The organism is Pseudonocardia lacus (assembly GCF_018531445.1).
In the GTDB taxonomy this organism is placed as follows: domain Bacteria; phylum Actinomycetota; class Actinomycetes; order Mycobacteriales; family Pseudonocardiaceae; genus Pseudonocardia; species Pseudonocardia lacus.
Genome location: NZ_JAHDTH010000081.1, coordinates 26,144 through 33,032, shown reverse-complemented (window position 1 = coordinate 33,032; position 6,889 = coordinate 26,144). Strand labels below are relative to the sequence as shown.

Sequence of the window (6,889 nt, the reverse complement as noted above, 5' to 3'; positions counted from 1 at the left end):
GACGTCGACCGCGTCACCGCCGCGGCCACGGCGGTGATGGGCGCGGAGGCGTTCGCCGCCGAGCACCGGCGGGGCACCGTCGAGGACCCCGCCGAGCTGCTCGAACGTCCCGCCGGGCGGCGGTCGCGTCGTTCTGCCGCGCCGGCGCAGCCGTGACACCGCCACTGTGACACCGCCACCGGGCCCGGCAGGACGGCCCGCGTCCTGGCAGCCCGCGCGGGGGGTCAGCGCGCGCGGCGTTCGTGCTCGCGCCACATGTCGAGCACCAGCGCCATCACGAACACCGCGACCGGGTCGGGCACATCGGGCAGCTCGGCCGCGGCGTGCCGACCGGACCGCCCGGCCTGGCGCACGGCGCCCACCGATCGCCCGCGCACGACCAGCTGCTGCTCGGTCCAGCGGTCGATGGTGCGGTCGAAGGTGTAGAACCGGTCGTGGGTCCGGACCGCCCACGGCGTGCGCCCCAGCCCCTCGGCCACCGCCACCGACGGGCCGTCGACGACGGACAGGACCGCGTCGGCGCCGGTTTCCAGCCGGTCGATCCGGTAGGAGATCCCGTCGAGGACGAATTCCCCGCCGCTGCCCTTGTGCAGCGGCGTCCAAGTCGTCAATGACTTGCCGTTTTTCGCAATCTTGTAATGGAGGCGCGGAGCACCCCACCGACGCGCGAACAGCACGGGGCATTGTCCGCACGGTGACGCGGGTCCCACCGCCCCAGGGGCCCGCTCCGCGAGCCGCGCGAGGCGGGTTCACGCCGATCGCTGCCAAGCCGGAACGAGTTGTCGGACATGTCCGGCAAATCCGTCATCGCAGCAGGTCGGACGCCTTCTCCCCGATCATCATGCAGGTGATGTTCGGGTTGATCGCGGGCAGGAACGGCAGGATCGAGGCGTCCGCCACCCGCAGCCCGTCGACCCCGCGCACCCGCAGCTGCGGGTCGACCACGGCCCCCGGGTCGCCGTCCGGGCCCATCCGCGCCGTGCTCGCCGGGTGGTAGACGGTGTTGTGGGTCTTGCGGATGTAGTCGGCCAGGTCGTCGTCGGTGACCGCGTCCGGGCCCGGGGCCAGCTCGGCGGCCACCCACTCGCGCAGCGCGGGCTGCTCGGCGATCCGGCGGGCCAGCCGGATCCCGGCCGTCATCACCGCCATGTCGTGGCCCTCGGGGTCGGTGAAGTACCGGGGGTCGACGCGCGCGCGGTCGCGGAAGTCGCGCGAGCGCAGCCGCACCGTGCCGCGCGACCGGCCGCGCGTGACGTTCGGGGTCAGGCAGAAGCCGTTGTCGGTGGTCGGGTAGCCCCAGCGCACCGTGTTCAGGTCGAACGGCACCGAGCCGTAGTGCATCATCAGGTCGGGCCGGTCCAGGCCGGGCCGGGTGCGGGTGAACAGCCCGATCTCCCACCACTGCGTGGACTTCTCCACCATCGGCCGGGCCGCGTCCCACATGACCAGGCCCTCGACGTGGTCGTCCAGGTTCGATCCCACGCCCGGCGCGTCGACCAGCACGTCGATGCCGAACTCGCGCAGGTGCTCGGCCGGGCCGATCCCGGAGAGCATGAGCAGCTTCGGGGTGTCGATGGCGCCGGCCGACAGCACCACCTCGCGGCGGGCCGTGACGGTGCGCCGGCCGGGGCCGATGTCCTGCTGGTACTCCACGCCGGTGGCGCGCCCGCCGTCGAAGAGCACCTTCGACGCCCACGCCCCGGTGATCACCTCCAGGTTGGGCCGGCTGCCCATGACCGGGTGCAGGTAGCTCACCGACGACGACGCCCGCGTGCCGTCGGCCAGCCGGTTGATCTGGAAGAACCCGGCGCCCTCGCGGACCGTCTCGCCCTCGTTGAACCGCACCGTGGGCAGCCCGACGGCGGCCGCGGCCTCCAGCACCGCGACGCCGCACGGGTCGTCCGCGGGCACCTGCATGAGGTTCACCGGGCCGGAGCGGCCGTGCCCGTCCCACGGGCCGTCGTTGGTCTCCAGGCGCCGGATCAGCGGCCAGCACTCCTCGGCGCTCCACCCGGTGTTGCCCATCGCGGCCCACTCGTCGAGGTCCTCGCGCGGCGTCCAGAACGCGATGCACGAGTTGTGCGAGGAGCAGCCGCCCAGCACCTTGGCCCGGGCGTGGCGCAGGAAGGAGTTGCCGTTCTCCTGCGGCTCGACCAGGTAGTCCCAGTCGAAGCCGGAGTCGAGCAGCGCCATCCAGTCGGTCAGCCGCAGGATCGCCGGGTTGTCCACGTCGGTCGGGCCGGCCTCCAGCAGGCACACCGTCACCGACGGGTCCTCGGACAGCCGCGCCGCCAGCGCGCACCCGGACGACCCGCCGCCGACCACCACGAAGTCGAACTCGCTCACCAGCACCTACTCCCCTCGGAACCACCGCATCGCGGCCGGCGCGGTGTTGTGCCAGATGTGCTTGTGCTCCTGGTACTCGGCGAGGCCGGTCGGGCCGAGCTCGCGGCCGTTGCCGGAGCGCTTCAACCCTCCCCACTCGGCCCCCGGGACGTAGGGCCCGAAGTCGTTGATCCACACGGTGCCGTGGCGCAGCGCGGCCGACACCCGCTCGGCCCGACCGGCGTCGGCGGTCCACAGCCCGCCCGACAGCCCGTACTCGGTGTCGTTGCCCAGCTCGATCGCCTCGGCCTCGGTCTCGAAGCGCTCGACGGTCAGGATCGGGCCGAAGGTCTCCTCGCGGACGACCCGCATGTCCCGGCGGACGTCGGTGAAGATCGTCGGCCGGTAGAAGAAGCCCTTGGCCAGCGCCGGGTCGTCGGGCCGGGCGCCGCCGGTGACGAGGGTGGCGCCCTCGGCCTTCGCCGACTCGACGTAGGCCTCGACCTTGGCCAGGTGCGCCGCCGACACCAGCGGCCCGACCTCGGCGTCGTCGGACAGGCCGTCGCCCAGCCGGATCAGCTCGGCGCGGCGGGCCAGTTCGGCGACGAAGTCGTCGTGCAGCGAGGTGTGCACGATCAGCCGGGCGCCGGCCGAGCAGACCTGGCCGGAGTGCAGGAAGACCGCGGTCAGCGAGCCGTCGACGGCGGCGTCCAGGTCGGCGTCGGCGAAGACGATGTTGGGGTTCTTGCCGCCCAGCTCGACCGCGACCCGCTTCACGGTGGCCGCGGACGCCCGGATGATCGACTGCCCGGTCGTCAGGCCACCGGTGAAGCTGACCATGTCGACGTCGTCGTGCGCGGTGAGCGGGGCGCCCACGGTGGGCCCGTCGCCCAGCAGGATGTTGACCACCCCCGCCGGGGCGCCCGCCTCGGCCACCAGCTCGACCAGCTGCACGCTGGTCAGCGGGGTGACCTCGCTGGGCTTGATGACGCAGGTGTTGCCGGCGGCCAGCGCGGGCGCGACCTTCCAGGACAGCTGCAGCAACGGGTAGTTCCACGGCGTGATCAGCGCGCAGACGCCGACCGGCTCGTGCACGACCCGGGACACGACGGCGGGCTGCCCGGTGTCGACCAGCCGCCCGGCCGACTGCGCGGCCACGAGGTCGGCGTAGTAGCGGAAGACGGCCGTGACGTCGTCGACGTCGATGCGGCTCTCCCGCAGCGTCTTGCCGGTGTCCAGGGTCTCGGTGCGGGCGATGCGCTCCTTGTCGCGCTGGAGCAGGTCGGCCACGCGGTGCAGCAGCGCGCTGCGCTCGGCGACGGTGCTGGTGCGCCACGGGCCCGAGTCGAAGGCGGCGCGGGCGGCCGCCACCGCGCGCTCGACGTCGTCGGTTCCCGCCTGGTCGATGGTCTCGACGACGCTGCCGTCGAACGGGTTGAGGACATCCGCGACGCCCCCGGATCCCGAGGTCCACGCTCCGTCGATGTAGAGGCTGGGCACGAGGAGATCGTGCACCCTGCCCCGCCCACGTCAAGCGCTGGTGTTCGTTTTGCCGCATATAGTTTCGCCATGGGCAACAAGAGCGGACCGGGCAGCCGGGACGGGGGTGTCCAGTCGGTGGACCGGGCGATCTCGGTGCTGGAGATCCTCGCCCGACGCGGCGAAGTGGGCGTCAGCGACGTCGCCGCCGAGATCGACGTGCACAAGTCGACGGCGTTTCGCCTGCTCGGCGCCCTGGAGGGCCGCGGCCTGGTCGAGCAGACCGGCGAGCGCGGCAAGTACCGCCTCGGCTTCGGCCTGATCCCGCTGGCCGGCGCGGTCTCCGACCGGCTCGACATCACCCGCCAGGGCCGCGAGGTGTGCCGCAGGCTCGCCGACGAGTTCGGCGAGACGATCAACCTGGCGATCCTGCAGGAGCACTACGCGGTCAACGTCGACCAGGCCCTCGGCCCCTCCACGGTCGCCACCCGCAACTGGGTCGGCCGGCTGACCCCGCTGCACTGCACGTCGAGCGGCAAGGTCCTGCTGGCCGGACTGCCGCCCACCCAGCGGGCCGCAGTGCTCGCCGCGAGCGACACCGAACCGGTCACGCCGCACACCCTCTCCGCCGAGGCGCTCGCGCGCGAGATCGAAGAAGTCGGCCTGCGCGGCTACGCCATCGCCTGCGAGGAGTACGAACTCGGCCTCAACGCGGCCGCCGCCCCCGTCGTGGACCGCTCCGGCCGGGTGGTCGCCGCGCTCAGCCTGAGCGGACCGTCCTACCGCCTGACCCCCGAACTGCTCCTCGACCGGATCGACGAACTGGTGGCCGGCGCGGGCGAGATCAGCCGCCGGATGGGCTGGTTCGGCGACTGACCGGTCACCGGACCGGCCGCGCGCTACCGCCAGGTCGCGGTGTCGGGGTCGATGCCGTGGTTGCGCGCGCTGGCGTCGACGATCCGGCGGAACCACGTAGCCAGCCCGGCACGGATGCCGTCGTAGTGGGCGGCGAAACCCGGATCGGCCTCGTACCGGCGCCCCACGCAGACCTGCATCTGCCGGGTGAGGGGGAAGTAGGAGGCGAAGACCTCGCGGTGCCGCTCGACGAGCCGGTCGGCCTCGGGGCTGCCGGGCGCGACGCCGGCGTCCATCGCGTCGGCGAGCGCGCGGTCGAGTTCGGCGACGGACTCGGCGACGGCCCGCCATTCCTCCGGACCACGCGCGGCGGAGCGCTCGGCGTACTGCCGCCACTGCGGCGTGTCCCCGTAGCGCTCGCGGGCCCGGGCGTGCTCGTCCGGGTCCCAGTCGCTGCCGAAGAGCGCGGCCTGCTGCTGCGCGCTCAGCAGCAGGCCGCGCTCGTGGGCCTCGATCATCCGGTCCAGCCCGGCCCCGAGCCGCCGCAGGCGCTCGACCCGGTCCGCGACCTGGTCGCGCTGTGCGCGCAGCGCCTCGGGCACGTCCGCCGCCCGGTCGTCCAGCACCGCCCGGATCTCGTCCAGGCCCAGACCGAGTTCGCGGTAGACGACGACGCGGTGCAGGCGTTCGAGGTCGGCGGCGGTGTAGAGCCGGTACCCGGCCGCGGTGCGCCGCGACGGCCGGGCCAGCCCGACCTCGTCCCAGTGGTGCAGCGCACGGACGGTCACGCCCACTCGGGACGAGACCTGCCCGACGGTCAGGCCGTCGACGGCGTCGGCGTCGTCCACGGCGTCGGTGGCATCGGAATCAGCCATGCCCCGCATCGTGGCCGACACCCGCGCCGGGCGCCTTGATCCCGACGGCGGCGAAGTCGCGCGCCACCTGACTGTCCGGATCGAACTGCTTCGCCGCGGTGAGCACGATCCGGGCGTTCTCCGGGGTCGTCACCTCCACGTCGCGGGTGTTCCACGGGGTGTCGCGCGGGCCGTCGACCGAGTCCGGCCGCAGCTCGCGGCACGCCTCGACCACGGGGTCGAGCTGGTCGAGCACGAAGGCGAACGTGCAGGTCATCGCGGGCGGTTGCGCCATGACGTCGGTCGCGGAGACCAGCAGCACGTCCTGGAACGCCCACCGGCGCAGGTGCACGACCGCGCCGGGGACGGCGAACAGCTCGATGAACCCCAACCCGCGGGTCCAGAACTCCGCCGACGCGGCCAGGTCGGCCGTGGGGATCGTCACGAACGCGGGCATCGCGTAGATGCCGCGGTAGGGCTGCGGGGCCACCGCGTCCGGGCCGGGGTCGGGCACGGGACTCATCTCGAACGCGTCGTAGTAGTCACTCACGGACCCCACCTTCGGGCCTCACGCGACGTGAGGGTCAAGCCCGCGGCGAGAAACCCGGCACCATCCGCGGCAGGTCGCGCCAGCCCGCCGCGGTGACGACCAGCACGCGGGTGCCCTCCTCGCGGACCAGCAGCCCCTGCTCGACCAGGCGGTCGAGCACCCGTGCCCCCAGCGCGCCACCCAGGTGCGGGAGCCGGTGGATGCGGTCCAGGCACGCGGTGGCCGGCTTCCGCCGGCTCGCGTCCACCTCCCCCGGGTCGACCCCGAGCGCGACCAGCGCCTCAGCGTCCGGACCGAGCCGCAACTCCTCCCCGCGCCCGTCGGGTGCGGTCAGCGCGCCACGCTCGACGAGGTGCCCCAGCAGCGCGACGCCGAGCCGGCCTGCGGCGTGGTCGTAGCAGGTGTGCGCGATGTCGTCGGGGGTGACCTCGCGGCCGGGGCGCGCGGTCGGCAGGGCGTCGCCGGCGTAGCGCGACAGTGCGGCGAGCACGTCGGCCAGGCCGGGGCGGGCGATGCGGTAGATGGCGTGGCGGCCGGCGTGCTCGACGTCGACCAGGCCGGCGGCGCGCAGTCGGGCCAGGTGGTTGCCCAGCCGGGGGGCGCTGACCTCCAGGGCGGCGACCAGCCTGCTCATCGTGTGCGGGCCTTCCGCGGCCAGCAGTTGCAGCGTGGTGAGCCGGATCGGGTCGGCCAGTTCGGCGGCCAGTGCGGTCGCCGAGGCGAGCACCGGTTCGTCGAGGTCCGTCCAGCCCGCCACGACCCCACGCTACCACCGTTCAAAGTTGCCTGAACGATGTCCGCACCCTACGGTCACAATTCATCAAAT

The 6,889-nt window shown here is 73.5% G+C and carries 7 protein-coding genes; 1 reads left to right on the top strand and 6 read right to left on the bottom strand.

Going from position 1 to position 6,889, the window contains the following annotated elements; all coding sequences use genetic code 11:
* Nucleotides 1-224 precede the first annotated feature (224 nt).
* The 3 genes from KIK08_RS18525 to KIK08_RS18515 all read right to left on the bottom strand — a co-directional run bounded on the left by KIK08_RS18525 (nt 225) and on the right by KIK08_RS18515 (nt 3,825).
* Complete coding sequence (locus KIK08_RS18525; RefSeq protein WP_214404439.1) at nt 225-611, bottom strand: hypothetical protein; 387 nt, start codon at nt 609-611, stop codon at nt 225-227.
* Nucleotides 612-804: 193 nt separating this feature from the next.
* Nucleotides 805-2,349, bottom strand: coding sequence for a GMC family oxidoreductase (locus KIK08_RS18520; RefSeq protein WP_214404443.1), 1,545 nt, complete (start codon nt 2,347-2,349; stop codon nt 805-807).
* A gap of 3 nt (nt 2,350-2,352) precedes the next feature.
* A complete protein-coding gene (locus tag KIK08_RS18515) occupies nt 2,353-3,825 on the bottom strand; it encodes an aldehyde dehydrogenase family protein (RefSeq protein WP_214404438.1) in 1,473 nt (490 codons plus the stop codon).
* 69 nt (nt 3,826-3,894) lie between these two features.
* Here KIK08_RS18515 and KIK08_RS18510 point away from each other — a divergent pair, with 69 nt between their 5' ends.
* On the top strand, nt 3,895-4,680 hold the full coding sequence (locus tag KIK08_RS18510) for an IclR family transcriptional regulator (protein ID WP_214404437.1): 786 nt from the start codon (nt 3,895-3,897) through the stop codon (nt 4,678-4,680).
* 23 nt (nt 4,681-4,703) lie between these two features.
* Here KIK08_RS18510 and KIK08_RS18505 read toward each other — a convergent pair whose 3' ends face one another.
* The 3 genes from KIK08_RS18505 to KIK08_RS18495 are packed head-to-tail and all read right to left on the bottom strand — an operon-like array spanning nt 4,704 to nt 6,820.
* On the bottom strand, nt 4,704-5,534 hold the full coding sequence (locus tag KIK08_RS18505) for a MerR family transcriptional regulator (RefSeq protein WP_214404436.1): 831 nt from the start codon (nt 5,532-5,534) through the stop codon (nt 4,704-4,706).
* Nucleotides 5,527-6,063 carry a VOC family protein gene (locus tag KIK08_RS18500; protein WP_214404435.1) on the bottom strand — a complete coding sequence of 179 codons (537 nt, stop codon included), beginning with the start codon at nt 6,061-6,063 and terminating at the stop codon, nt 5,527-5,529. The genes KIK08_RS18505 and KIK08_RS18500 overlap by 8 nt, the downstream gene beginning before the upstream one ends.
* Nucleotides 6,064-6,097: 34 nt before the next feature.
* On the bottom strand, nt 6,098-6,820 hold the full coding sequence (locus KIK08_RS18495; protein ID WP_214404434.1) for an ArsR/SmtB family transcription factor: 723 nt from the start codon (nt 6,818-6,820) through the stop codon (nt 6,098-6,100).
* Nucleotides 6,821-6,889: the final 69 nt, after the last annotated feature.

Bases quoted from the DNA above. Each gene is read 5' to 3' on its own strand.
- KIK08_RS18510 (WP_214404437.1), top strand. From the start codon at position 3,895: ATGGGCAACAAGAGCGGACCGGGCAGCCGGGACGGGGGTGTCCAGTCG.
- KIK08_RS18505 (WP_214404436.1), bottom strand. From the start codon at position 5,534: ATGGCTGATTCCGATGCCACCGACGCCGTGGACGACGCCGACGCCGTC.